The organism is Parabacteroides merdae ATCC 43184, from assembly GCF_025151215.1.
GTDB classification, from domain to species: domain Bacteria; phylum Bacteroidota; class Bacteroidia; order Bacteroidales; family Tannerellaceae; genus Parabacteroides; species Parabacteroides merdae.
In genome coordinates this window covers 3,574,841-3,600,891 of the sequence record NZ_CP102286.1, presented here as the reverse complement: position 1 = coordinate 3,600,891, position 26,051 = coordinate 3,574,841, and the positions used below count along the sequence as shown (strand labels likewise).

Genomic DNA, 26,051 nt, shown 5'->3' with positions numbered 1-26,051 from the left:
TTGATAGTTCTTTAATTAAAATGTTACTGATAAACCTAAACTCACACTCTTCATCTGCGGATAGCTGTTCCCGTCACCGCTACCACGGTTCCCGTTCAGTCCGGACGACATATCGGCATCCGTCAGGTCGGGATCGGAACCGTAGATGTTCGTCACGTCGAGGTCACGCGTATGCTTGTAGAGCGGGGACCAGCACCAGAGATTCTCGGCCGAAATATAAACCCGTACATTCTGCAATTTGGCTTTCGAAACGATCGGCTGTGGCAAGGTGTAGCCGAATTGCAGGTTCTTCAGACGGATATAAGCGACATTCTGCAAGTAGCGGGTCTGCGGTGTAGACTTCAGGGAAGCATTATAGCCGGCATAACGGGGCAGATAAGCATCCGTATTGTCTTCTGTCCAATAATTGCCCTGATGCCAAGTAGGCATGTTGTTATACGGGCGGTTATACTGTCCCCAGAAAATACATTCCGAACTGGGATACCAATCCTGTTTACCCACCCCCTGGAAGAAGGCGGAAAGGAAGAAGTTGTTCCAGTCACCGGAAAGGTTGATGCTATACGCATAGCGAGGCAACGCATTTCCGATCACGGTCTTGTCACCGTGGTCGTCCACGGTATTATTGCCGTAGTCGATCACATGGTCACCGTTCAGGTCCTTGATCTTCACATCTCCCGGATAGGTGATGCGCTTGGATGAAGACTGGATCAGTGTCTGGTCGGCATGGCTGTCAATATCAGCCTGATCCTTGAACAGCCCTTCAGTCACATATCCCCAGATTTCACCTACACGCTTGCCGGCATAGTAGTCATCCAGGTTACCTGTCTGGTTGTTATAGCGGTCGATGGTCGAGATATAGTCGGACAGCGTACCACGGATCTCGTAGTTGAACGGTTTCTCCGCCAATGTGAACTGGTCGCGCCAAGTCAGCGTGATTTCCCATCCCTTGGTCGTCATGTCGGCATAGTTGCCTTTGGGAGAAGAGGCGCCGAACACATCGGGAAGCGTTTCGCCGACCGTGTACATATCCGTTGTCTTACGGATGTAATAGTCACCGTTAAATTGCAAGCGGTTGTTCAACATGCCGAAGTCCAGTCCGACATCGGTCGTCGTTGCCGTTTCCCAGGTCAGTCCGTCAGGCATGACGGCAGGAGCACTCGTATACTTGTTCTTCAAACCGTTCAGGACACGACCGGAAGTGCTGATGCTCAACAACTCGAGGAAGCTATAGGGAGAAACATTACCATTCCCTAACGAACCGTATGAAGCACGTATTTTCAGATTGGAGAACAAATCCGGGTTCACCTTCCAGAACGCCTCTTCCGACACGCGCCATCCACCGGAGACAGAAGGGAAGAACGCCCATTGCTGATCGGTCGGGAATTTGGAAGAACCGTCATAGCGTCCATTCACTTCCAACAGATAGCGATCCTTGAACGCATAGTTCAGACGGAAAAAGCCACCTGCCACGCGCCATCTGTTATAACCTCCCGACGTAGTGATCGCATCTCCCAGCGCCAAGTTGATGTTTTCCGAATCGTCGAGCAGCAACCCGTTGCGCTGCACATAGGTGCTCTTATAAGTAGACTGTTCATAGTTGTAACCGACCATACCCTTGAAATAATGCGCATCACCGAATGTATCCTCATAATCGGCATACAGGTTGGTCGCAATATACTCGGTCCGCATATTACTTTCCTTCAAGTCATTGTATTTGGCGCTCAGTTCGACCGTCTGCCCTTCGTGCGTGCTGTAGGGAACCGGTATACGGCGTTGCGTTTGTCCCTCGTCCGTGTTGCGGAACGTGAAGTCGCCCCGTACGTGCAACTTGTTTTCCAGAAAGGAAGCAGTAAAGCCGGTCGTATTCTTCAACACCTTGTTATTGGTATCGATACCGTTCTTGCCATAGATAAAGTCACCGACCGAATAAGCGGCCGAGAAAGTCAGGCTACCGTCGGGGTTGAAGATAGGCGAGGTCGGATGACCTTCATCGGAAATGTTACGCCAGATGGAGCCGCCTTCGCCGACGTTGATCGGGTTATGGTAATCCATATTGGAAAAATCCATATTGTTCTCGATCTTCAGCCAGTCGAACACCTGTACGGAACCTTTCGCACGCAGGTTCATCATCTTATAATTGTCGGTATTATAGCGAAACAAACCGTCGTAGCCATAGAACCGTCCGGAAACGTAGTAGTTCAGTTTCCCGTTGTTACCGGTCACCGACAAGTTATGGTCCTGTGCGAAAGTCGTTTTCTTGTACAGGGCGTCATAATAATCCTCGTTGCCGTAATAGACATATTTGCCGGTAGCATCGACCGTCACCTCGTCAGTTATGCCCTGCTCCTTCCGTCTTTTGAAGTCTTCCAGCCAGCCGAGGGAGAATTCCTGCGTCTTGTTAATGTTCTTAGGGTCGGCCGAATAGTTGTTCCATGCATGATAGGCTTCATAGAAATGACTGGCATATTCATATCCGTCGGTCACGAAGTCGGGAACCGTCACCGGTTTCTGCATGGCGAAATTTCCGGAATAGGTAATGGAAGTCTTGTCCTTAGTCGGCTCTTTGGTGGTGATCAGTACGACCCCGAAAGTACCACGCGCCCCATAGATGGCAGCCGAAGCGGCATCTTTCAAGACAGACACGCTGGCGATATCGTTCGGGTTCAACATCGAGGGATCACCTTCCACACCGTCGATCAGGACCAACGCGCTACCACCCTGCCCGATCGAAGTCGTACCGCGGACATTATAACTCGCCGAACGGGTCGGCTTGCCGTCAGTCAACTGGATGTTCAAGTTGGGGATCGAACCTTGCAGGGCTTGTGTCACATTGGGAACGGAACGATTGTCAAACACTTCGCTGGTCACCTGTTCGACAGCTCCGGTCAGGTTCACTTTCTTCTGTGTGCCATAACCGACCACGACCACTTCGTCCAGCGTCTGCGTATCTTCCACCAAGGCCACTTTCAGCTCTTTCTCTCCTTTCAGTGTGATTTCTTTCGAGATATATCCGATAAAAGAGATGGTTAACACAGCGTCAGGGGCTACCTCCAGCGAAAACTTCCCGTCAATATCGGTCACCGCCCCGTTAGTCGTTCCTTTTTCCACTACATTGGCTCCGATAACGGGTTCTCCGTATCCATCCACAATCGTACCTGTCAGATGATACGTGCCCTGCCGGGCTACGCTTATGATTCCGCCCGGATTGGCGGAATAGATTACAGGGAATCCCTGTAATGCACCTGCGATACATAGCAAACCCGCAAATCGGGTCACTCTACTCTTAATCTCCATGTTTGTTCTTTTTGCGTTAAAACAAATATATTTTCACCTAATTAAAACCGCTGCAAAGGAACAACCGGAGTATTAAATCGCTGTTTACTATCAATTACAATATCGTTACAGAACCAATTCCCTGAACAGTATCTCCAACGTCTGGTCCAAGTCATCGGAGAAACCCGGATGCGGACGTGAAGTCTGGATAGATGCACTCCGCACTGCTGTCAGCCACCGAAACCGTTCCGGGACGTCCAGAGCAGCGATAGGACCGCCCTCCTTCGTACCGGAACAGATTTTATCGAAAACATGCAGATTGGCAAACAACGATTCACGATCCAACTCAGAAGAAAACAGATTCAACTTGTTCTCGTCTACCTTATAAAGCGCCTTGATGTACTTCGCTCTTTTCGAGAACAGAATAATTCCCACATTAAAGAACTCCTCACGTTCTACTTTGGGGACCAAACGGATAACGGCATATTCATATAAGTGCTTTCCTTGCATCTTGTGCTTCTTTTATAAATGTTTCGGAATGTGCCAGTCTCTCACATAAGAACCGGATATAAATCTCTCTTATCTCTTGCGGCCTACCGGGACTTTCACTCCAGTGCAACCAGTCGTCGGGAATCAGAGCCACGATCTCCCGGATCTTCTCTTCCGTCAGCAGGCGTTTCATCTCGGCATCTGCCTCTTCCAACCCGGAAGCTTCGGGCAACAGCACGTGATCTTTGACCTGCACGAACGGACTTACGGCATGCTTTTGCCAGTTCACCCATGAATAATGGAAATAAAGCGAAGCGCCATGATCGATCAGCCACAGTTCCTTATGCCACATCAGCATATTGGTATTCCGGAATGTACGGTCTACATTGGTCAGAAACGCATCCAGCCACACGATACGGGACGCCAACTCAGCCCCGACCTTCGTCACTACCGGGTCGTAAGTAAGAGCTCCCGACAGAAAATGCAGGCCGAGGTTTAATCCCCGGCTGCCTTGCAGCAGATCCTGGATTTCCTCATCACCTTCGGTACGCCCGAAAGCTTCGTCCAGATTCAGAAAGACCAGCTCGGGAACCCGGAAACCAAGTGCACGGGCTATCTCACCGCCAATCAGCTCGGCTATCAACGCTTTCGTCCCATGGCCTGCCCCACGGAACTTCACGACATATTTAAACTCGTCATCAGCTTCCGCCAATGCCGGCAACGATCCGCCTTCCCGAAGAGGCATGATATAACGCGTCACATTCTCTGTTCGTAATTCCATCACATTCCAGTTATTTGAAGATAAAGATACACGTTCTTTTTAAACAAACGAAGGTTGACTACACACTATCTGTTTGTTTTTTCGCCATAATCTGCCAACCGCCTTCACCGGAAAAAGTAAACCGAGTACGGAAAGTGTGTTATAAAGCTACAACTGCCATGCTTCTATCGCCAAACTATAATGCCATAGAGCTTTTGACCTAAGTCGAATACCTTTTCGACCTTGGGCAAAAAGGCTTTCGACAATGGGCAAAAAGGTTTTCGACTTAGGTCGATAAGATAGAAGGATATAAGACAAACATTAAATGATTATATATTAAACCATTATACACATTCATAATCTCTTTATTTTTCACTTAAATAGGTTGCTTCGGATAAGAGACAGAAGGGGGAGCATAGTCAACCTATTTCAGGACGAGACACTGGGTGAAAGCAAATTTTTAAGGTGAAGGCAGTCCCGATGTTCACCTTCACCCTTGTACACTTTGATAATCAAAGAGTGAAAGGACAAGGTGAAGCCAAAACATAACAAGATCCGTCATATGAAAAATAAAAAAGGGGAAAAGCTCCCCTCTATAAACAATTAAAGGCTGTCTCACGACAACCCCTAACCAACTTTGTTAACCTTAAATCTAATACTATTATGAAAAAACCACAATGCAAAGATACATGCGTCAAGACCGTTTGTCAAGCCTTTTACAGACAATATATGTTAAGTCCGGAAGAGCTTTGCAATAAAAAGTGTTACAAAGGGCAAAACTTTACACAATGGTATCAAATTCTGCTAAAATTAACATTTCAATTCCTCTTTCTTAAAGAGAAAGACGCTCTTTCAGGAGCTTATAACCGGCATTGCTTGCCCGCAAACAAACTCCGTTTTTCAAACGGACCTGATAATTTTCTTTTCCGAATAGCTCCACTCGTAAAATCTGTTCGGTATTGACAATGCAAGAACGGTGAATCCGCACAAACAGAGCAGGTGGAAGATGTGTCTCAAAATATTTCATCGTCTGTTCCTTCACATACTGGCCATCCGGAGTAAAAATCGTCACATAATCGCCTCCGGCTTGCAGATATAACAGTTCCTCGAGATGGATGATATGAATGCGGGAACCGTCTTTTACCGCTACGCGATCCAGAAAAGTTTCACCAGCGGGAACCGCTTCTTCTTGTCCCTTATCCGCCTCAGTTCCGGATATCTCCTCAAAATCCGATTCATCCGTCCGGTTCATCCGATACCATTGCAACAGGATGATCCAGCATAATATGCCAAAGACCAGACGGAGGGAAACACTATCCATAAAATCACCGGCATTTCCTCGTTCCAAAAGCACCTGTAGCTCGAAAGCCCCTGCCAGACTGATCGCCTGAACCAATACCGCCAATGCGACCTGTATTTGCAGAGCATGAATAGTCCCGTCAACATATCCGTACAGGAAACCGGCGGCAGCCAATAATCCGACAGAGACCAATCCATCCAGGCAGGCTATCCATATCTCCTCTCCTCCATAGCAGAACAGGAGCCATGAACACATCATCCAGGCCACAACCGACAGGGTAATCCCCATCACGCGATTGATGACCGACCCTATAAATGGATGCGTCTGCATAAATCAACTTTTAAACTCAATACCTCCGAAAGAGACTTTTCCTCTCACGATCAAAATGTGTTCCTTGTCTATCTCCACAGACGAATTATAGCGTTTATCGTCACATCCGCCGATAAATGCATCAATCTGCGTCAGCAAATTCCAATCCGACGGCAAATAAATCTCGACCCCTCCAAAAGTACAGTCGATATCTATAAACGTCTGGGGAGCTTCCAGCTTGCTCCTCCGTAAATCCAGGACAGTCCCACCAAACGCATTCCTAAGTCGTGCCCCTCTGAACACAGGGTCCAAAACAATCTGCTGAACCGATCCAAAAGTATTGTCCGATACGATAAAACCGTCTTCAGAACCATATACCTCTTTTGTATACTCCGGCCTTCTGCCATCCCAATGAGCATTGAAGTGGTGACGTTCCGGTTTAAAGAGTATCATGATTCCCACAAAAATAAACAATACCGGCCAGAACATATCGAGCCATTCGCCCTCTACCCAGCTTATTTCCGGCAATAGGAAATAGGCTCCTATGGCAATCGTAATCACTCCCCCGAAGAAATGCCGTTTAATCAAATTGACAACGCCAACCACAATCAGCAACATCTGCCAGGAAACCAGGATACCGAACAGATCAGAGTCTATTATCCCGAAATTCCGCCCAAGAAACAACAGACCTACTATGATAAACACAGCAGCTGTCGTAACCGTGTTCAGTCTACTGTGGCTGGGATAACCGCCTCTGATAAAATTCCCTTGTTGATTCGTTCTCATACTCGTACATTTTTAATTTGTTGCAAAACTACCGCCACATAACCGCTTACACAATAAAAAAACGGTCAGTAACTACTAAATCCCGGCGAATAACGGAATAATCCCGATAAAAAAGCATTGATAGCCTCCCCAAAGATATTCATTCGATCTTTGCCAATGCCCCAAAATTGCATATATTTGCAATGTTCGGAGGAACTATTCGAGAAAAATTCAAGTATAGCTGAATATGAAATCATCGAAAATCTAAAAACAGACCACAAAAACATACAAAACATCATTACCATGCATAACACAACAAACCAAATGTCAAGAAGACATTTTCTTGCAACCACAGGGGCGATTGCCGGAACGGCCTTGCTCAATCCCTTATCTGATATAAAAGCAAAAACTACCGGTATTTCAGCACCGACAGGTAAAAAACTCCGGATCGCACTTGTCGGGACAGGGGGCCGCGGGACATCCATGTGGGGAAGGGACATTCTGAAAAGTTATCCTGATTACCTTGAGTTCGTAGGCCTTTGCGATAAAAACGAAGGACGTGTTGAAACCGGCAAACGTATCATCGGCACTTCTTGTCCGACATATACCGATTTTGAAAAAATGATAAACGAGACAAAACCGGATGTATTGATTGTCACGACAATGGACAGCACACACCATCAATTCATTATCCGGGGAATGGAGTTGGGAGCCGACATTATCACGGAAAAACCGATGACGACCGATGAAAAGAAAATCCAAGCGATTCTGGATGCTGAAAAGCGGACGGGCAAGACATGCCGGGTCACGTTCAACTACCGTTATTCCCCTCACCGGGCAAAAATATGGGAACTGCTTCGTGCCGGAGAAATCGGTGATATCACTTCCGTCGATTTCCACTGGTATCTGGATACCTCACACGGAGCCGATTATTTCCGCCGCTGGCACAGGCTCGTTGAATGTAGCGGTTCGTTATGGGTACACAAAGCCAGCCATCATTTCGACCTCCTGAACTGGTGGATCGACAGCGATCCCGAAAGTGTTTATGCGCTTGGGGCTCTCAACCATTATGGAAAGAATGGAACCATACGGGCAGAAAACTGCCGTACATGCCCGCATACAGACAAATGCAAGTTCTTTTTTGACATCACCAAGAACAAGAACTACATGGAACTGTACGTGGCCAATGAAAAGCACGACGGTTACCTGCGCGACGGTTGTGTGTTCAAAAAAGATGTAAACATCTTCGACAAAATGGCAGCAACAATCAAATATAAAAATGGTGTACAAGTAGCCTATTCGTTGACAACCTATTCTCCATACGAAGGTTACCGGATTGCATTCAACGGAACAAAAGGACGTCTGGAAGCCTGGATTCAGGAATCCAAACCGACATCGGATGCCAATTATGACGAAATCGTTTTGTTCAAGAACTTCAATAAACGGCAATATATCCAGATTCCGTTCGGAACATCCGGACATGGCGGCGGGGATGCATTATTAAAAGACCAGATATTCCTGCCCAATATCGACGATCCGTTCCAACAGTGTGCAAATACCCGCGACGGAGCTTTGGCCTGTCTGGTCGGAATCGCGGCCCGCAACAGTATAGCATCCGGACAACCGGTAAAAATTGCAGATTTAACATCGATCCAACCACAGGAAAAGAAGTTGTATAAACGTATCTTATAAACATTCAAAGAGGATGTCAACCTACCCTGTCCCCGCGTCAAGTGTGGGGACAGGGTAGGTTTAGCCCTTCTTTTTAGCCCATTTTAATTATTTTTACTCCATGAACAAACTGATTCTACTTATCCTCTTCTCTCTGTCTTATTGCAATTCTGTAATAGGTCAGGATTCACACATACACTTTATAGAGAAGCCCGACTCACAAAAAATAAGCATATACATAGACCAGACTCTTTTTACAGAATTTCTTTACTCTGACACTTTATATAAACAAGTCCTTTATCCTATCTATACTGCATCCGGTACCGAAATTACTCGCGGCTATCCTGCCCGCCCGAAAGCCGATGAACGGACAGACCATCCTCATCAGATGGGACTATGGTTTAGCTTCGGAAGCATCAACGGATTGGATTTTTGGAATAATTCGAATCGCATTCCCCTCGATAAAAAAGAACATTACGGCATTATCCGGTTTACCGGCATCAAAAATATAAACGAAAAAGAAAACCAATTTACAGTCGAAGCAAATTGGACAAACCACAATGGATATATCCTACTAAAAGAAAAAACCACCTACGCATTCACCGGTAAGCCACACGAAAGAGGCATTCAGCGAACCACTACACTGACTGCTTTCAACGATTCTATTTTCATTACGGAAAATAAAGAAGGCTTACTCGGTATGCGTTTAGATCGAAACCTTGAAGCCGACATTTCCGGAATCTATCAAAATAAAGAAGGAGATACCGGTAACGATGTTTGGGGAAAACGTTCGGCTTGGGTTGTTTTGAACGGGAAGATAAAAGATGAGAAAATATCGATAGCTATCATAGACCATCCTGAAAATCCCAATTATCCGGGTTGGTCGCATGCACGTGAATACGGCCTGTTTGCGATTAATAACCTGGGAGGACGGTGTTTCGATAAACAGGCGGAAAAAGTTCAAATCCTGCTAAAAAAAGAGGATTCCATCACTTTCACCCATCAGATTTTGATAAAGGACGGAGATTATCTTTCCAACCAGGAAATAGAAAATATTTCTGTAGTACAGAAATCCTATAAAAAATTAAAGGCTGTCTCACGACAACCCCTAACCAACTTTGTTAACCTTAAATCTAATACTATTATGAAAAAACCACGATACAAAGATACGGGCTTTTCCTAATTCGTCAATAGTTAAAGTACTAATTTGTGTTGTAAAGCATATAATAAAAACTAATTCATCAAAAAGTAAAGAAAATATGCAACCGTAATATGCCCCCTCTCGTCTATAAAAGAAAATAAACGAAAATATAACAAGACATGAAAACAAAAGCATTTTTCTTTATGGTTTGTATCTGGTTGCTGACAACTAACGGATTTGCCCAGAATACAATAAAAGGGGACGGGAACATCATCACGAAAGAAATTTCCATATCCGATTATGATGAGATCTCATATGTAGGAAAAGTAAACATCAAATATGAACAATCCAACGCCTCCCCCTTTTTTAAGATAACAATAGACGAGAACATACTACCCCACCTCGACATAAAGATAAAGGGCAAGACATTGATCATACAGCCCAAAAATGAAAAAAAATATTTTAACGGAAATTCTTACGGACTCAATCTCCAACCGACCGTATGCGAGATAAAGACCAGCTCCCGTGAACTGAAAGAGATAAGTGCAGTAGGAGGCGGAGAGTTTATCGCCAAAAGCCCTCTTAAAACCGACAAACTGGATATCAGTATTGCCGGAAGCAGCACAATAAACTTCGATAAGCAGCTGGAAGCGCGCAAAATCAACTTTAGCGTGGCTGGATCAGGAGATATCAACGCAACCCAACTGAAAGTAGACAACCTGGATTGTAGCGTGGCAGGCAGTGGTTCCATCCTGCTCAAAGGAGAGGCAGAAAGAGGAGATCTGAGCGTAGCTGGCGGTGGGGATATCAGTGCTTTCGGATGTGTCCTTCGGAAAGCGGAATGCAGCGTAGCCGGTGGCGGAGACATCGAAGTACATGCGTCCGAACAACTGGATGCCAGTATAGCCGGCGGTGGCCATATACAATATGAAGGCGATCCAGAGCTAAGCAAAAGCGTCATAGGCGGAGGTTCGATCAAAAAGAATTAGTATTTCTATAAAATTCATTCTACATTTGTAACCAAAGTGCGGCAAACGCATTCCTAAGTGTAACATAAAGAAGATAGACATGAAAACAAAAGGTTTACTAATGATCGCTTTCCTAATGGGAATGTTTTTCTCTACCCAGGCAGCAGATCATGTGAAAGGAAACGGAAAGCTCTCGACCAAGAAAATAACGATCGACGACTTCAATGCCATCAAGTTCGACGGGGTGATCGACTTCAACTACGAACAATCGGAATCTACTCCGCATATCGAAATAACCGTAGATGAAAACCTGCACCCATACGTAAACATCGATATCCAAGACCGTGTCCTGACCGTTGGATTCAAAGGTGCCAAAGTCGACCATTTCACCAAATTCATCGTCAAGACTAACTCCAAATGGCTGAAAGAGGTAAAAGCCTCTGGCAATGCTAACTTCATAGCCAACAGCCCATTGAAGGGTGACGAATTGAAAATCAACGCCAACTCTAACTGCCTCGTCCAGCTAAAGCAGAAAGTCGAAGTCGGCAAGCTCGACCTGAACGTGTCCGGTAGCGCCAATATGGTCGTGAATGAACTCAAAACCGACAAGTTGGAATGCAGCATTAACGGTTCCGGCACGATCAACCTAAAAGCTGGAAACGCCGAAGAAGCAGACTACAGCATCACGACCGACGGTGAAATCATGGCTTTCGGGGTGGCAGTGCCCGAAGTGAACTGTAAAATCACAGGCAAAGGTTCCGCCCAGATCCATCCGACCGACAACCTAAAAGCAACAATCGTAGGTAAAGGAAATATCCGCTATAAAGGCCCGACAGCCGTACAACAGAAAGTCATCGGCAAAGGAACTGTTGAAGAAGTAAAATAAAATACGAATCGGCAAAAGAAAAGTTGGTCTACAGCCAACCTTCTTTCCTATACCATTCTATGCTTTCTTCCAGGCCACGGCGTAACGGGTAAGCCGGAACGAAGCCCAATTCATCCTGAAGCGGTGTAACATCACAAATCCAGTTACGCTGTTTCAGGATTATATATTTATCCGTATTCAATGTCATACTCTTCTTCAGCAGCTTGCCTATCCATTCGGACCCCTGGCAGGCTATATGCACCAGTCCCATTGGAATACGGGCATGCAGGACATGTTTCTTCCGCAGGATTTCCTGTATCATCCGGGCGAACGATTCATCCGTATAGACATCACCGTCCGCTACAAAATAATGGCGGTTCCGGACAGCCTCATTCTCCAAAGCAAGGAAAGCAACGGTAGCCAAATCCTTTACATATATAAAAGTAATACGCTGGGGCGTAAAGCCGACAGCAAAATCAAAACCGGACTTTACACTTTTAATCTCCATGAAGTAATCTTTCTCACCCGGTCCATACACCCCTGTCGGACGCAGGATCACATACGGGAAATAAGACTGGTGACGCAAATAATTCTCCGCTTCCAGCTTGCTCTTTCCATAATCTGTATCGGGCAATTGAGGATCATCCAGAGAGATAGGGCGGAATGTTTTCTCGTCTCCACGCCCGTAGCTGCTCAAGCTGCTCATCAAAAGAAATTTCTCAGGCTTGCAACCCGATGCGGCAAGTGCCTCGATCAAGTTGGCCGTATTCTGGGCATTGATACGATAAAAGTTTCTTTTATCAAGCGTCTTCGTCAGTCCGGCATTATGGATCACATAATCCCAAGGACCATGCTCACGGACAAAATCAGCCAACTGGGCGGTCAACGACTCACGGTCGGAATATTTCAAGTCGATAAAACGAATCCGTTCATCCTGCAAATTAACGCGGCTACTTGTCGAACGGACACCTGCCCAGGTTTCATATCCCCGGTTAAGCGCCTCCTTCACCAGGAAACCGCCAATAAAGCCACTGGCCCCCGTAATCAATATCTTTTTCATAATTGTCAATTGTCAATTCTTCTTAATGTAATAAGTATAGTAATACAGCAACAGACCGATCCAATTCAATACGACAATAGTCAGTATCCAAAGAATCTTCTGTCCGCGACTGATGAAAGGATTTTGCCTCACCGCAGTAATGCCGAAAATAAGAACAGCGATACCAGCAATATATCCGACTTCCGGTAGGCCTATCAAACAAAGATTACTCATGTTCGTGTTTTTTCAAAACCCGGTGCGGCAAATCGCCATGTCCGATCAGCTCTATCGGGCAAGCATATTTCTCGCCCAGCCACTCTTCGGACACATCCGCTCCGGGATGGTAATGTAATGTTTCGTTTACACAAGCGATGTTTTTCACCATCGCCAATACAGTCCCGATATCGTGTGAAACCAGAATGACTGCACTTTCTTTATTAATCTCGTCCAAGAGCTTATAGAAATGAGACTCGAACCGTTTGTCCACATACGAATTCGGTTCGTCTAAGATCAGCACTTGCGGACGGGAAACGATAGAACGCCCCAACAACACACGTTGCAACTGTCCGCCGGACAGTTCGCCGATTGCCCGGTTCGCCAAATCTTCCAGTCCCATTTTTCCAAGCACCTCCTCCACGCGCTGTTTCTGGCTTGCACTGTAGGAACGGAAAAGCGGCTTTTCCGAGGCCAACCCCGAAGTCACCACTTCGCGCACAGAGATCGGAAATTTCTTATCTATATTGTTCAACTGAGGAAGATAACCGATCCGTAGAGAAGGGACAGATCGTCCGTCTTCATAAAAGCGGATCACGCCGGAGACAGGCGGCAACAAGCCGAGTATAACCTTCAGCAAAGTCGTCTTCCCTCCCCCGTTCGGTCCGATAATCCCCAGGAAATCATCTTTCCAGATTGTCAGGGAAATATCCCGCAATACGGTTTTATTGCCGTAGGCAGCCGTCACATGATCTATGTCAATCAGTTTCTCCATCAGCCAATGCTTTCGCTATATGAATCAGTTCCGTATTCCAATGATAATCCAGCGGGTTGATTTTCACGAGCCGGCAACCTGTTTCCTTCGCAATCAGTTCGGCATTTTTCTGATCGAACTCCTGCTGGATAAAAACGACTTTCGCATGGTTCTCCCTTGCCGTCATCACCAATTGTTTCAATTGAGCAGGTGAAGGTTCTTTCCCATCCATTTCGATACAAAGCTGGACGAGTTCGAATTCAGCTGCAAAATAAGTCAATGCTGGATGATAGATGATAAAAGTACGGTCGTTCAGCGGATCGAGCAAACGTTTGATCTCGGCCTCTGTCTTATCGATCTCCGCCAGTAAATCGTTATAATTTTTCCAATAATACTCCGTATTCTCCTTATCCAGCTCGATAAAAGCGTTCAGTGTATTCCAGGCAACGACCCTTGCCCCTTCGATGGAACTCCATATATGCGGATCGATACCACCCGCATGGTGATGATGATGTCCGTCATCCGCTTCATGCCCCTCGTGCCGGTGCTCCCCTTCTTCCGTTTCTTTTACAAACTGCATGCCCTTCGAGACATCGAATATCTTCAAATCGGGATTATTCTCGCGAATCTTCTGCATCCATACCTGCTCGAAGCCAATATAACCGATTTGCAAATACGCTTCACTCTGTCCGATCTGCACCATTTGCTTCGGAGTAGGATCATACGTTTCCGGACTCTGCCCGGATGGAACTACACAATGGACAACAAACTTATCTCCTGCAATCCTTTCTGCAAAGAAGCGTTGCGTCTCTATCGTCACCGTCACCACCTTTCCTTCCGTCAGCTTTCCGGTACATGCGGCAAGTAACAACAGCACCGTCAACAGGATATATATTCCGGTATATTTCATCTTATTCATTATTTTGACAAGGACACAAAGATAGGAACATCCGACAAATAAAAAAAGAGCTTGCTCTCAATCGAACAAACTCTTTTGTGCGGCTGAAGGGACTCGAACCCCCACGCCGTGAAGCATCAGATCCTAAGTCTGACGTGGCTACCAATTACACCACAGCCGCATTGCGTTTGCAAAGGTAAACAAATTCTGTTAATATGCAAATGTTGCCATAGGATTTAAATGAATTTTCGTTTTCACGCCAGTTTAGTATGAGATGGCCGAATCCCCCTTTGCCAGCAACAACCCTATCGCCGCCTCTATAATCGTGTCCCGTCCTTTCATGATATCCTCGCCCGTAATGGCTACCGCGGTGTCGGGATCGATTCCGAACTCCGTGTGCTGTTTGTTCACATCCAGGACCGGACAAGCCGAGAAACGGACACTCCACCCATTCGGCAATTCCGAACTGAAAGGCAGGCCGCTGCCACCTCCCGTACGGTCACCCATGACCGTGACTTGCGGAAGGAGACGCATCACATTGACAAAATCGTTCGTAGCGCTGTAAGAATGCCGGTTAGTCAAGACGATGACCGGGCGCAACCAACGAGTGCGGTCAGACGGGGAAAGATAGACCGGATTGGGCTGGGTAAAATCGTTATGCCCGTTTCCTTTCTTATATTGCGTGTAACCCGTCAGAATCCTTTCCTCAAGGAAACGCGAGGCGATGCGGTCGGAATAGAGCATGGAACCGCCCCCATTGTCGCGCACATCGAATATCAATCCTTTGCATTCCTTGAAATGCGCAAACATATAATCGAGGTTGTTTTCACCCACGCCACTTGAAAAACTACCGTAATAGACATATCCAATCTGATCGTCCGCCAGACGCTTATACTTCATTCCCCCGGCAATCTTGTAGTCCGTACCAAGATAATTGTCCTGTATTTCTTTATAGAAGTTAGCCGGATAATCTTCATACCAAGCCCAATAACGGGACATATCGAAAGAAGAGATCAGATTGGTATGTCCGTCTTTCACCTCGGCAAGCATTTTTCCGAGGATATCAAACAATTCGTACTGGTTCATCGTGTCTTTAACAAGCAGATTATAGCGGTCATACACATCGTCCCAGTCCACATCCTTGAAGGCAAAGAAGCAGTAATTCTCGTCCATGATACGCCAAAGCGCCTCGAAATTATCACGGGGAGACGAGTTATATTTTGTCGCTTTCTCGCAACCGAAGAGAAAGAGAAAACAGAGGAAAAAGAAGAAAGGCTTCATAAATCATAAATCTTTAATAGTATGCGCTTTTGTACCGATATCGCTCGCTCTTCAACCGTTTGCCTCCGAAAGAAACAAACTCTTTCACAAGCCCGATCATAAACGAATTGGAAAGGACATGAGTCTTGATGCTGTTCACATCCGTCCGGTACATACTGTTCAGGTAACCGACACGGACCGTAAAGCTCGATACCGGAATGTCGAGCGTGAAATAATTCTTCATCGCAAACTTATTATGGAACGAACTGAATCGCACAACCCCGTCCGCACTGCCTTGCGTCAAGAAATAATAGGGTTCGCCTTTATGCACTGAGAAGAGCACACCGGCAAACGGTATCTCCGCCTGATAACGGAGCGTGAGCGGAAAATCCTTGATCCTGAAATTATAGATCGCCATGGCTGACAGATTCAAGTCGAAATCCGCCTTGCCGGAAACCGGATTATTACTGTTACGCGTATTATAGATAAAACCACCTGAAAGACGTGCGGATGCCCCGGTCAAGACCTTTAATCCGGACAGCACTTGCGGAAAACGGTAATGATAACCCAGACTGTAGTCCACAAATCCGGCATATTCGTTTGCCGTCTCCGCGCCGTTGCGGGTCGAACCGAACTCCACGTTGATCAGTTGCTGGCGGGACACATTATAGTCTGCCAACCGAACGATCTTCATCCGTTCATTGAGGACCCGTGCCACCCAGCCCGTATAATTAATGTCCGTACTGGGCGATAGATAGGTGTCCCTCAAATTATAACCGCCGATCCCAACCATAGTGCTCTCATTGATCGAGCGGGGTACGTCCTCTGCCTGAGCGGTTGCCGGGAAAGCGAGGCAAAAGAAGAGAAGGCAGAGGGAATTAACAATTAATAGTTGACGTTTAACAGTTGCCACTAAATCATTCGTTTTTAATTATTCATTCTCAAAAAAGCTTCATTTGCCCGGTAATCTCATCAATAATATCCGAGTTACTCTTATCGGCATCCGGATCGAGATCTGGATCCTCTCCATCGTCGTCATTCTGCTCCTGCGGTTGTTCCGCCGGAGCAAAACGGACGGGATCGAGTTCGTTGATCGTCTCTATATCAAAAGTCGAAATACGTTTTCCTTTCGCTTTGAATCCTTTCACGGCAATGAATTCTTCCGCATCCAACACCAGCGGTTCACGGAAAGCGTCATGCCCGCCAAACACTGCCTCGATTCGCGGATAGGCCTCGTCGGTAAGCAGCATCAGGCGGCTTTTCGGGTTCTCGCCGAGAAAATTCTGCTTGCGGCTTCCAGCCTCCAGCTGGAAACGTTTCAGGTAGTAATACTTCTGGTCGGCATCGTAAAGGGCTGCCGTCCAAACCTTATTCGCATCATACTTCTCAATATTCAATATATCAGGTTCGTAATGATTGCTCAAATCGAAATTGGTCGTATAGAAATCGCCATTCTGAAGGATCACCAGGATCAGATCGTCACTCTGGAACTCGCCCAACTCTTCTCCACGCCCGTCATAATTCAGGCGTAACACATCACGGTCAAACCAAACCATACGGCCTCCTAGTGTCGAACTCCCTTTCTGCTTCAGGCTGATCTTATGCACATCCGCCTTTGTCAGGATATTCCCCATCGAACCGCGTCCTTTGATCGCGATCGTGCTGAAATCCTTTTCGAACACCAACAACTTCTGGCGGGGTTTCGGCTTCAGGATCACTTTCACCGTCTCGGCTTCGCCATTGGTATTGGCGCTGAAATAAAGGATACGCGAACCTTCCGTTCCCTTGGTAATGTCATATTCTTTATCACGTGTCACACCTGTTACGGCAAAACGCTTGATATAATTATAACCCACCTTTCCATCTCGGTAGATCACATTATAGATCGTGCGGTTATCATTCCGCTTGAACACATTCAGGTAAAGGATATCCCTTCCGACGAACATTTTCTCGCTCACTTTCACAACCTTGTATGTACCGTTGCGATAGAAAAGAATAATATCGTCGATGTCGGAACAGTTGCAGACAAATTCATCCTTCTTCAAACCTGTCCCGATAAATCCTTCGGCACGGTTGATATACAGTTTCTCATTCGCCTCAACCACTTTGGTCGCCTCGATCGTGTCGAAGTTGCGCACCTCGGTCATACGTGGATAGTTCTTGCCGTATTTTTCTTTCAGCATCATGAACCAGTCAGCCGTATAATCGACGATATGCGCCAGATGATCGTCGATCTTGGCAATATCTTCCTTATATTGGGCAATAGTCGCATTACACTTGTCCGTATTAAACTTGAGGATACGTCCCATCTTAATCTCCATCAGTTTCAGGATATCTTCGCGAGTCACTTCGCGGATAAAGTGCGGTTTGAACAGATCGAGACGTCGGTCGATATGAGCAATCGCCTCGTCCATATCTTTCGCCTCCTCAAATTCCTTGTCTTTATAAATACGTTCTTCGATGAATATCTTTTCCAGGGAGGCAAAGAAGAGCGATTCTTCCAGTTCCCCTTTCTGTATCTCCAGTTCGGTACGGAGCAGATGCAGCGTGTCGTCAGTCGAATGTTTCAGCACATCGCTTACCGTCAGGAAGTGCGGCTTGTTGTCCATAATGACACAACAGTTCGGCGAAATGCTGATCTCGCAATCCGTGAAAGCATACAACGCGTCGATCGTCTTGTCGGAAGATACACCCGGAGCCAGATGCACGAGAATCTCCACGTTACGAGCCGTATTATCATCCACTTTCTTGATCTTGATCTTTCCCTTATCGTTTGCTTTCAGGATCGATTCGATCAAAGTAGAGGTTGTCTTTCCATAAGGGATCTCGCTGATGACAAGCGTCTTGTTGTCCAGTTTCGTAATCTTGGCACGTACTTTTACGGAACCTCCACGTTCGCCGTCATTATATTTTGAGACATCAATATACCCGCCAGTCTGGAAATCGGGATACAGGGTAAACTCTTCCCCCCGCAGATAAGCGACGGAGGCATCCAAAAGTTCGTTGAAATTATGCGGCAATATTTTGGAAGAAAGCCCTACGGCAATACCTTCCACACCTTGCGCCAGCAGCAAAGGGAACTTGACGGGAAGCGTCACCGGCTCCTTGTTCCGCCCGTCGTAGGAAAGTTGCCAGAGAGTCGTTTTCGGATTGAAGACCGTTTCCAGCGCAAACTTGGAGAGGCGCGCCTCTATATAACGCGGAGCCGCAGCACCGTCACCGGTGAGGATATTACCCCAGTTTCCCTGGCAGTCGATCAACAGGTCTTTCTGTCCGAGTTGTACCAGTGCATCACCGATGGAAGCATCGCCATGCGGATGGAATTGCATGGTATGTCCGACAATGTTCGCCACCTTGTTGTAGCGTCCGTCGTCCAACCGCTTCATTGAGTGCAAAATTCGACGTTGTACGGGTTTCAGCCCGTCGTTGATATGCGGAACGGCACGCTCCAAAATCACATAGGAGGCATAATCGAGGAACCAATCCTGATACATACCCGACAAATGATAAGATACCCGGCTTTCCGATTTGCCCGGTATCTTATATTCCGAATGTGTCTCCTGGCTTACTTCTGTTTCGACAGTCTCATTCCTGTTTTCATCAGCAGCCAGTTGTCCTTCCGTATCTTTTATTTTTCCGTTTTCGTCCTGTTCAGTAATATCTTCTGGTCTCATATATCTCTATCCAAATCTTTTGCATCATCCCGGGCTCTGCGGTAATTGCTCATAAGCCATAATAGGCTGTAAATATACGAAATATTGCCGAAATAATAAAAAGAACAAGACAAGGCCTGCAAAAATTCATTATTTGGAAGTATTCATCACGCCAGTATCCGTATCCTGATTCCAGATTTTCTTTCCACCACTCTGATAGTTCCGTCCAAACGGGAAATTCCAGGTTTCATTAATCCGCTTGTAGTTATCGACAAACGGGTTGCCCATTCCCACACCGACAGTGATTCGCTTATGTTTGTACATAACGGACAACATATACAGGTTTTCCCGACTGGGCATAACAACAACCGGTCACATATAATATTTCATCCTTCTTCCATAATACCGTATTTTCTCTTCCAACACATCCCTAACCCAATTCTTCTGCATCCCAGCCAGTACAAACGCATAGGGCAAACGCAGCAGTAAAAGAGATTCGACAACTTCATTGATCAGGAAAAGAGGCTACCTGTTTTTCACAAGAGACAAGCTGCCAGAGCAAACAATAACGAACATATATAGAAAATATCTTTCATGCGATAAACAAAATCAATTTACTGTAAAGTCATCAAAGCCCGGCATTTATTATTTTTGCATCCGTAACGATAAAAAGAAAACGATGAAAATATTGATTCTTTGCTCCGACAACAGCTGCCTTAGCCAAATGGCGCAAGGCTGGTTGCAATCATTCGACAAATCACTCACAGTCTGTTCCGCCGGAATCAGTCCGGCCATAGAGGTACATCCGCTCGCCGTCCAGACACTGGCATCCTCCGGCATCGATATCAGCCATCATAAACCAGAAGCTGTAGAAGAATATATAGATGAACCTTGGGACTATGTAATCACCGTCAGCAGAGATGCGGAAGAAAACTGTCCTGCTTTCACAGGAAAAGTACGCAATCTGATACACAGCAATTTCTACAACCCGACACGTGCGAAAGGCACGCCTGAATCCATTGCTAATGAATTTCGTCGGATCAGCAACCAAATCAAAATGAAAATGTACGACCTGTACTGCGACGAAATACAAAACGGCGGATACGGACCGACTTGTACCTGTGGCGCGAACCGGTTTTGCAGATGCAATTAGCAGCCTTTGGAGCCCTTCTGCTCGATATCCCGTTTCCGCTTCAAAGCCTCCAAGAAGTAATAGTCGGCATAGTTCAACGGGACATCTATTTCTCCATTATGCGGAATGCTTCCGACACAATGCATCAGCAAGAAGTTTCTCGATAACACAGCATCAGACCGTAAATACCCCAAGCTTGTCTACGGCTCCACGCCGATTCGTGCGCATATCCCTGTGTCGTATGGCGATTGCGTACGGAACCGTCTTTCATACTGTAATCCACCACATGATAGCAACTGCCATCCGGACGATATTGTTCTTTCATAGTGCGGTCGACGTGCGAAACGGCAACCTTATAGAAAGTTGAGTCGCCGGACAACCGTGTAGCGGCAAACAACAGCTCGAGGTTCATCATATTATCGATAATCACCGGGCACTCCCAACCCCTTTCCGAAATCCATCCTCTATCCACATCCCACGACTGGATAATCCCTGCCACCGGACGGAAGCGGGTGGACAAGGAACGGGCAGCCTCAACAATCACCTCCTTATATTCTGGATCGCCCGTCAGACGCAAACCGTTCCCAAAACTGCAATAGATCATAAAACCGACATCATGGTTCCACTTGATGTTTTTGATCTGTTTACGGGCAAATTCTACGTTCTCTTCAACAAACCCGTCTCCTGTCCCCCCCCGCAGGAAATCAACGCAACACTGAGTACCATGCCCATTAAATACTTCACTTTTACCATGATTTATTTTTAATGTAACTACTCTTCTATTCTCCCGACAGGAGAACTTTAATCACCTGTACAGGGTCACCTGATACCGATGCAGATAGGATCGTATATCCCTCTATCGGTTTCTCTGCTTCCGTTCCTCTTTTTGCCGCCCTTGTCGTAAAAGAAGCATAGACAGGCGAAACAATCTTCAAGGAAAAAGATTTACCGTCTTTCCTGAGAACGGCAGTATTTCCTTTGCATTCGACGTTTGCCGAAGTTATTACGGACCATTGCACCGACTGAGATGGGCTCTGTAACCCTATGCTGTCCGCAACCAGTATACGGACATTGGCACGTCTCAGGCAAGAAGATTGGCTGCAGACGATGTTTTGTTCATGCAGCAGATTACTGGCGATACGGGAAGTGGTCTTCAAGGATATGCTCCGGATGCGTTCCTCCACTTTCCGGGTATTTCGCGCGTGCGAAGAAGCCAGCGGAGAGAGGGGGGCGCTGAAGACTTTTCTTTGACACGCGGTATTTCTGCAGCGGAACTTACTCACATTGACCATGAGCGTAAGCGGATGACCCGCTATTTCAAGCCCTTGCAGAAGTGACGAAGAACCAAAGTTTTTCCCATTTCCTCTGTCACTGTATCACTGATTCCTTTTTACCAATTGATATTCAACTTGTTTTATTTGTGATATATGCCCGTTTTCTCTATCACTACAGTATCACAACCCTATCACTGGCAACTTGGATGGAGAACAGGCATTCCGCTTATACATATCTGTATATCGACATATTACAAATAAAAACAAACAATAAACACCAGATCCCCATCTCTGCAAATCACTCGATTATTTTATGTAAAAACGGCTATAAAATAGGTAAAACCGGGTGGTTTTCATTCTCCGGCACGGTACTTTAGTTGCCGGACACCCCCATGTTACCCCCTTTTACACCCGGATGTACCAGCTCCCTACACCCGGATGTAAAGGATGGCAACATGGGGATGTTTACGGAATTATCTGCTTGTTTTCGCTAAAAGAAGAGAGGGCTTTTGTAGAATGAAGAACCGTATTTTGCCAATTTAGTATGATGGTAGAATGATAGTGGTAAAAGATGCTATAATGCAAGTAAATATCTGCAACGGTCAAAGGTAGCCTAAAAAATGTAATACCGATCCATTTCTTGGAATAAGTAAATGGCTCAAGGTTCATTTTCGTCAAAACGAGAGGCTGAAAAATCCGCAAGCAACAGTCTGGTCGGATTCGCATATAACATTACAGCCGACAAGGTGCGGTACAGGCGGCTGTTGACACAAACTATAATAACGCCTTACTCGAAGGGACGGTAAACAGAGTAGTTTAAATGGAATCCTGTCCGCAAATGTCAGTTTGCCACCATCCGAATGTCGGCAAACTGACAGATTTCAGACTGTCATTCAACGGATTCTTTTAATATATTTCTAATCTCTTCCACACAATTTATAGCGTATCAGGACGTTGGTATTAAACGTAAATGCTTACCTTTGCGGCCGACTATCCGTGTGAGGATACAGAATTAAGACAATTAATTATTACACTTTATACAAAGTATGGGAAAGTATAAATTGATCAACAACGTGTTGGGCTGGATCGTTTTTGCGATCGCTTCAACCGTCTATTTGATGACTATGGAACCCACTGCCAGCTTCTGGGATTGCGGTGAGTTCATTTCTTCAGCTTACAAGCTGGAAGTAGGGCATCCGCCCGGAGCACCGTTCTTTATGTTGACGGCCAACCTGTTCACACAACTTGCATCCGATCCGTCCACAGTGGCGAAGATGGTAAATACGATGTCCGCCTTGTTTAGCGGACTGACGATCTTGTTCCTTTTCTGGAGTATCACTCACCTTGCCCGCAAGATCATGGTGAAAGACGGAGAAGAAGCGTCTTTAGGCCAGATGATTACCGTTATGGGTAGCGGTCTGGTCGGAGCACTGGCTTATACATTCAGTGATACGTTCTGGTTCAGTGCCGTGGAAGGAGAAGTGTATGCCTATTCATCACTCTTTACAGCCGTTGTTTTCTGGCTAATCCTGAAGTGGGAAGCTGTTGCCGACAAACCACATGCAGACCGTTGGATCGTACTGATCGCTTACCTGATGGGGTTGAGTATCGGTGTCCACTTGCTGAACTTGCTGTGTATCCCGGCTATCGTGCTGGTATATTACTATAAGAAATTCCCGAACCCGACGATGAAGGGTACATTGGTTGCTTTGCTCGCTTCCTTCGCCATCGTTGCGCTGATGATGTATGGTGTCGTACAGGGGCTGGTCGAGGTTTGCGGCTATTTCGAACTGTTGTTTGTCAATGTCTTAGGCATGCCTTACAATTCCGGGGTATTCGCTTATGTGATCATTGTGGCAGGCGTGTTGATCTGGTCTATCTGGGAAACCATGCGCGACGAGATCCATCCGACACGCATGAAGATCGCTTTCATCCTGTCGGTCGTATTGATCGGTATTCCGTTTATCGGTAGCGGTTATGTTTTGGCGGTCATTCTGACTGCTGCATTAAGCCTGTACCTGTTCAAGAGCAAGAAGGTGGATATCAAGACGCTGAATACGATCCTGGTCTGCCTGATGGTAGTCGTTGTAGGCTATTCTTCGTATGCACTGACACTGATCCGTGCAACGGCCGATACGCCGATGAACCAGAACGCGCCGAGCGATATCTTTACGTTGCGTACCTATCTGGCACGTGAACAGTACGGTAAAACCCCGCTTCTTTATGGGCAGACCTACGTTTCGGAAGTACAGCGCGAAAACCAGGGAGGAAGCTGCGTACCTGTCACGACAGAAGGCGAACCGACCTGGAGCCGTGTGATCAAGAAGGACAAAAACGAGAAAGACCGTTATTTCGTGTCCCGCACCGATCAGGAATACAAATATGTCGACGAACTGAACATGCTGTTCCCGCGTATGTACAGCTCCGATCCGCGCCATGTACAGGCCTATAAGGAATGGGCGCAGGTAAAAGGCCAACCGGTGAAATATAACTATTGCGGAGAGATGAAGAGCGTAATGAAACCGACATTCGCGGAAAACCTGAAGTTCTTCTTCTCCTACCAGCTGAACTTTATGTACTGGCGCTACTTCATGTGGAACTTCTCCGGCCGTCAGAACGACATCCAGGGAAATGGAGAGGTGCTGAACGGCAACTGGATTACCGGCATTCCGTTTATCGACGAAGTTCTGGTGGGCCCGCAGAAAGATATGCCGTTCGATATTATCAATAATAAAGGGCACAATGTCTATTATATGCTGCCGTTGCTGTTAGGTATTTTAGGTTTGCTGTTCCAGGCTTATTCGGGCGAAAAAGGAATCCAGAGTTTCTGGGTGACTTTCTTCCTGTTTTTCATGACTGGTCTGGCTATCGTTCTGTATCTGAATCAGACGCCATATCAGCCGCGTGAACGAGACTATGCGTATGCCGGATCGTTCTATGCGTTCTGTATCTGGATCGGGTTCGGTGTCGCGGCACTGGCAAAGGGACTGGAGCGATACGGCAAACTGAATCCGGTCATCGCCGGATCGGTGGCAACCGTGCTTTGCTTGTTCATACCTATCCAGATGGCCGGACAAAACTGGGACGACCACGACCGTTCAGGCCGCTATGTCTGCCGTGATTTCGGTTCTAACTATCTGGAATCCTGCGAGCCGAATGCCATCATCTTCACCAATGGTGACAACGACACATTCCCCTTGTGGTATGCCCAGGAGGTAGAAGGCGTCCGTACCGATGTCCGCGTATGTAACACCAGCTACCTGCAAACAGACTGGTATATCGACCAGATGAAGAAACAGGCTTACGAGTCCGCTCCGCTGCCGATCACCTGGACACGCGACCAGTATATACAAGGGACCCGCGATGCAGCTTATGTATTCCCGTTGACAAAAGATTCGATCGACCTGAACACGGCCTTGAACTTTGTCCGTAGCGATGATCCGAAGTTCAAGAAGATTCCGGGTATCAACCAGGAACTCGATTATATCCCGGCCGACAAACTGTACTACAAAGTCGACTCGGTCGCCGGCGCCAAGATCTTAGGCGGTAAGACAGACGGCATGGTAGACCAGATGATGATCAACCTCGCCGGAAAGAATGCGCTGGGTAAACAGGAACTGACGATCCTCGACATGTTGCAGACCAACAATTTCGAACGTCCTATGTACTACGCGATCACGGTCAGCCCGGATCAGTTCGTCAACCTGGACGGCTACTTCGAACAGACCGGTCTCGCTTACCAGGTCGTTCCGAAAAATGCCAACAAAGCAGTCAACACCGACAAAATGTACGACAACGTGATGAACAAATTCAAATGGGGCGGCGTAGACAAGCCAGGCGTTTACATCGACGAAAATGTAATGCGCATGTGCAAGAGCTACCGCATGATGCTGTTCAACAAGTTGGCAGAAGCATTGGTGAAAGAAGGCAAGAACGACAAGGCTTTGGAAGTATTGGACAAATGTATGCAGGTGTTGCCGCCGGAAAATGTCCCGCTCGACTACACGGCTCTTTCAACCGGTGAACTCTATTATGTGCTGGGCCAGAAAGAAAAAGCGGCAGAAATATTTACAGGCATCGCCGATAACATGATGCGTAACATAAACTGGTACTTCCGCTTGAACCCGGTGCAGTTGGCGTCCGTAGAAACAGAACTGTTACAGGACATGCAGGTTTTGAATCAAGTATTGTTAATCAACAAACATTACAACCCCGAATTCAACAAGAAATACCAGGAAGAGTTTGACAACTACCGTATGGCTTACGAATCGGTGCGCAGAGAATAGA

At 46.5% G+C, this 26,051-nt stretch carries 20 protein-coding genes, 1 tRNA gene and 1 pseudogene; 6 read left to right on the top strand and 16 right to left on the bottom strand.

The features are described from left to right. Window positions 1–15: 15 nt before the first annotated feature. From NQ542_RS14740 to NQ542_RS14720, 5 genes are all read right to left on the bottom strand, one after another. Complete coding sequence (locus NQ542_RS14740; RefSeq protein WP_005639799.1) at window positions 16–3,294, bottom strand: SusC/RagA family TonB-linked outer membrane protein; 3,279 nt, start codon at window positions 3,292–3,294, stop codon at window positions 16–18. A 105-nt stretch (window positions 3,295–3,399) separates the two neighbouring features. Further along, window positions 3,400–3,783, bottom strand: a complete 384-nt coding sequence (locus NQ542_RS14735; protein WP_005639798.1) for a DUF3037 domain-containing protein — start codon at window positions 3,781–3,783, stop codon at window positions 3,400–3,402. Beyond that, window positions 3,761–4,543, bottom strand: coding sequence for a HipA family kinase (locus NQ542_RS14730; RefSeq protein WP_005639797.1), 783 nt, complete (start codon window positions 4,541–4,543; stop codon window positions 3,761–3,763). Before NQ542_RS14730 ends, NQ542_RS14735 begins: the two co-directional genes overlap by 23 nt. A gap of 811 nt (window positions 4,544–5,354) precedes the next feature. Beyond that, complete coding sequence (locus NQ542_RS14725) at window positions 5,355–6,152, bottom strand: LytR/AlgR family response regulator transcription factor (RefSeq protein ID WP_005639795.1); 798 nt, start codon at window positions 6,150–6,152, stop codon at window positions 5,355–5,357. A 3-nt stretch (window positions 6,153–6,155) separates the two neighbouring features. Further along, window positions 6,156–6,917 (bottom strand): LiaF transmembrane domain-containing protein, encoded by a 762-nt coding sequence (locus tag NQ542_RS14720; protein ID WP_005639793.1) that lies wholly within the window; start codon window positions 6,915–6,917, stop codon window positions 6,156–6,158. A 282-nt stretch (window positions 6,918–7,199) separates the two neighbouring features. On the opposite strand from NQ542_RS14720, the gene NQ542_RS14715 reads away from it, so the two are divergent. The 4 genes from NQ542_RS14715 to NQ542_RS14700 all read left to right on the top strand — a co-directional run bounded on the left by NQ542_RS14715 (window position 7,200) and on the right by NQ542_RS14700 (window position 11,562). After that, on the top strand, window positions 7,200–8,588 hold the full coding sequence (locus NQ542_RS14715) for a Gfo/Idh/MocA family protein (RefSeq protein ID WP_036723957.1): 1,389 nt from the start codon (window positions 7,200–7,202) through the stop codon (window positions 8,586–8,588). 100 nt (window positions 8,589–8,688) lie between these two features. Next, window positions 8,689–9,750: a DUF6807 domain-containing protein gene (locus NQ542_RS14710; protein WP_005639788.1), complete on the top strand. Its 1,062-nt coding sequence runs from the start codon at window positions 8,689–8,691 to the stop codon at window positions 9,748–9,750. Between the two features lie 137 nt (window positions 9,751–9,887). Further along, window positions 9,888–10,697: a head GIN domain-containing protein gene (locus NQ542_RS14705; RefSeq protein WP_005639786.1), complete on the top strand. Its 810-nt coding sequence runs from the start codon at window positions 9,888–9,890 to the stop codon at window positions 10,695–10,697. A 79-nt stretch (window positions 10,698–10,776) separates the two neighbouring features. Continuing rightward, window positions 10,777–11,562 carry a head GIN domain-containing protein gene (locus NQ542_RS14700; RefSeq protein ID WP_005639785.1) on the top strand — a complete coding sequence of 262 codons (786 nt, stop codon included), beginning with the start codon at window positions 10,777–10,779 and terminating at the stop codon, window positions 11,560–11,562. Window positions 11,563–11,590: 28 nt separating this feature from the next. Here NQ542_RS14700 and NQ542_RS14695 read toward each other — a convergent pair whose 3' ends face one another. The 9 genes from NQ542_RS14695 to NQ542_RS14655 form a co-directional block, all read right to left on the bottom strand. Then, entirely contained in the window at window positions 11,591–12,601 is a 1,011-nt protein-coding gene (locus NQ542_RS14695) for an NAD-dependent epimerase/dehydratase family protein (RefSeq protein ID WP_005639784.1), read from the bottom strand. Window positions 12,602–12,613: 12 nt separating this feature from the next. Continuing rightward, window positions 12,614–12,814, bottom strand: a complete 201-nt coding sequence (locus NQ542_RS14690; RefSeq protein WP_005645287.1) for a PLDc N-terminal domain-containing protein — start codon at window positions 12,812–12,814, stop codon at window positions 12,614–12,616. Beyond that, on the bottom strand, window positions 12,807–13,568 hold the full coding sequence (locus NQ542_RS14685) for a metal ABC transporter ATP-binding protein (RefSeq protein WP_005649832.1): 762 nt from the start codon (window positions 13,566–13,568) through the stop codon (window positions 12,807–12,809). The genes NQ542_RS14690 and NQ542_RS14685 overlap by 8 nt, the downstream gene beginning before the upstream one ends. Next, window positions 13,552–14,457: a metal ABC transporter solute-binding protein, Zn/Mn family gene (locus NQ542_RS14680; protein ID WP_005649830.1), complete on the bottom strand. Its 906-nt coding sequence runs from the start codon at window positions 14,455–14,457 to the stop codon at window positions 13,552–13,554. The genes NQ542_RS14685 and NQ542_RS14680 overlap by 17 nt, the downstream gene beginning before the upstream one ends. A gap of 87 nt (window positions 14,458–14,544) precedes the next feature. Next, window positions 14,545–14,626: transfer RNA gene (locus NQ542_RS14675), tRNA-Leu, on the bottom strand. 83 nt (window positions 14,627–14,709) lie between these two features. After that, window positions 14,710–15,726, bottom strand: a complete 1,017-nt coding sequence (locus NQ542_RS14670; RefSeq protein ID WP_005639777.1) for a S41 family peptidase — start codon at window positions 15,724–15,726, stop codon at window positions 14,710–14,712. A gap of 13 nt (window positions 15,727–15,739) precedes the next feature. Then, window positions 15,740–16,618, bottom strand: coding sequence for a DUF3316 domain-containing protein (locus NQ542_RS14665; protein ID WP_005639775.1), 879 nt, complete (start codon window positions 16,616–16,618; stop codon window positions 15,740–15,742). 28 nt (window positions 16,619–16,646) lie between these two features. After that, window positions 16,647–19,379 carry a DNA gyrase/topoisomerase IV subunit A gene (locus NQ542_RS14660; protein ID WP_005639773.1) on the bottom strand — a complete coding sequence of 911 codons (2,733 nt, stop codon included), beginning with the start codon at window positions 19,377–19,379 and terminating at the stop codon, window positions 16,647–16,649. 129 nt (window positions 19,380–19,508) lie between these two features. Then, entirely contained in the window at window positions 19,509–19,682 is a 174-nt protein-coding gene (locus NQ542_RS14655; RefSeq protein WP_224204145.1) for a hypothetical protein, read from the bottom strand. 355 nt (window positions 19,683–20,037) lie between these two features. On the opposite strand from NQ542_RS14655, the gene NQ542_RS14650 reads away from it, so the two are divergent. Beyond that, window positions 20,038–20,511 (top strand): arsenate reductase ArsC, encoded by a 474-nt coding sequence (locus tag NQ542_RS14650; protein WP_005649828.1) that lies wholly within the window; start codon window positions 20,038–20,040, stop codon window positions 20,509–20,511. Here NQ542_RS14650 and NQ542_RS14645 read toward each other — a convergent pair. Next, window positions 20,508–21,142 (bottom strand): annotated as a pseudogene (locus tag NQ542_RS14645) (hypothetical protein); the annotation flags it as partial. The gene NQ542_RS14650 and the pseudogene NQ542_RS14645 overlap by 4 nt on opposite strands. A gap of 127 nt (window positions 21,143–21,269) precedes the next feature. Next, window positions 21,270–21,674 (bottom strand): hypothetical protein, encoded by a 405-nt coding sequence (locus NQ542_RS14640; protein ID WP_036723859.1) that lies wholly within the window; start codon window positions 21,672–21,674, stop codon window positions 21,270–21,272. A 1,136-nt stretch (window positions 21,675–22,810) separates the two neighbouring features. Here NQ542_RS14640 and NQ542_RS14635 point away from each other — a divergent pair. Next, complete coding sequence (locus tag NQ542_RS14635; protein ID WP_005639749.1) at window positions 22,811–26,050, top strand: DUF2723 domain-containing protein; 3,240 nt, start codon at window positions 22,811–22,813, stop codon at window positions 26,048–26,050. Window position 26,051: the final 1 nt, after the last annotated feature.

Bases quoted from the DNA above. Each gene is read 5' to 3' on its own strand.
- NQ542_RS14725 (WP_005639795.1), bottom strand. From the start codon at position 6,152: ATGCAGACGCATCCATTTATAGGGTCGGTCATCAATCGCGTGATGGGG.
- NQ542_RS14740 (WP_005639799.1), bottom strand. From the start codon at position 3,294: ATGGAGATTAAGAGTAGAGTGACCCGATTTGCGGGTTTGCTATGTATC.
- NQ542_RS14700 (WP_005639785.1), top strand. From the start codon at position 10,777: ATGAAAACAAAAGGTTTACTAATGATCGCTTTCCTAATGGGAATGTTT.
- NQ542_RS14705 (WP_005639786.1), top strand. From the start codon at position 9,888: ATGAAAACAAAAGCATTTTTCTTTATGGTTTGTATCTGGTTGCTGACA.
- NQ542_RS14730 (WP_005639797.1), bottom strand. From the start codon at position 4,543: ATGGAATTACGAACAGAGAATGTGACGCGTTATATCATGCCTCTTCGG.
- NQ542_RS14710 (WP_005639788.1), top strand. From the start codon at position 8,689: ATGAACAAACTGATTCTACTTATCCTCTTCTCTCTGTCTTATTGCAAT.
- NQ542_RS14670 (WP_005639777.1), bottom strand. From the start codon at position 15,726: ATGAAGCCTTTCTTCTTTTTCCTCTGTTTTCTCTTTCTCTTCGGTTGC.
- NQ542_RS14650 (WP_005649828.1), top strand. From the start codon at position 20,038: ATGAAAATATTGATTCTTTGCTCCGACAACAGCTGCCTTAGCCAAATG.
- NQ542_RS14660 (WP_005639773.1), bottom strand. From the start codon at position 19,379: ATGAGACCAGAAGATATTACTGAACAGGACGAAAACGGAAAAATAAAA.
- NQ542_RS14680 (WP_005649830.1), bottom strand. From the start codon at position 14,457: ATGAAATATACCGGAATATATATCCTGTTGACGGTGCTGTTGTTACTT.
- NQ542_RS14655 (WP_224204145.1), bottom strand. From the start codon at position 19,682: ATGTACAAACATAAGCGAATCACTGTCGGTGTGGGAATGGGCAACCCG.
- NQ542_RS14635 (WP_005639749.1), top strand. From the start codon at position 22,811: ATGGGAAAGTATAAATTGATCAACAACGTGTTGGGCTGGATCGTTTTT.
- NQ542_RS14735 (WP_005639798.1), bottom strand. From the start codon at position 3,783: ATGCAAGGAAAGCACTTATATGAATATGCCGTTATCCGTTTGGTCCCC.
- NQ542_RS14720 (WP_005639793.1), bottom strand. From the start codon at position 6,917: ATGAGAACGAATCAACAAGGGAATTTTATCAGAGGCGGTTATCCCAGC.
- NQ542_RS14715 (WP_036723957.1), top strand. From the start codon at position 7,200: ATGCATAACACAACAAACCAAATGTCAAGAAGACATTTTCTTGCAACC.
- NQ542_RS14695 (WP_005639784.1), bottom strand. From the start codon at position 12,601: ATGAAAAAGATATTGATTACGGGGGCCAGTGGCTTTATTGGCGGTTTC.
- NQ542_RS14685 (WP_005649832.1), bottom strand. From the start codon at position 13,568: ATGGAGAAACTGATTGACATAGATCATGTGACGGCTGCCTACGGCAAT.
- NQ542_RS14690 (WP_005645287.1), bottom strand. From the start codon at position 12,814: ATGAGTAATCTTTGTTTGATAGGCCTACCGGAAGTCGGATATATTGCT.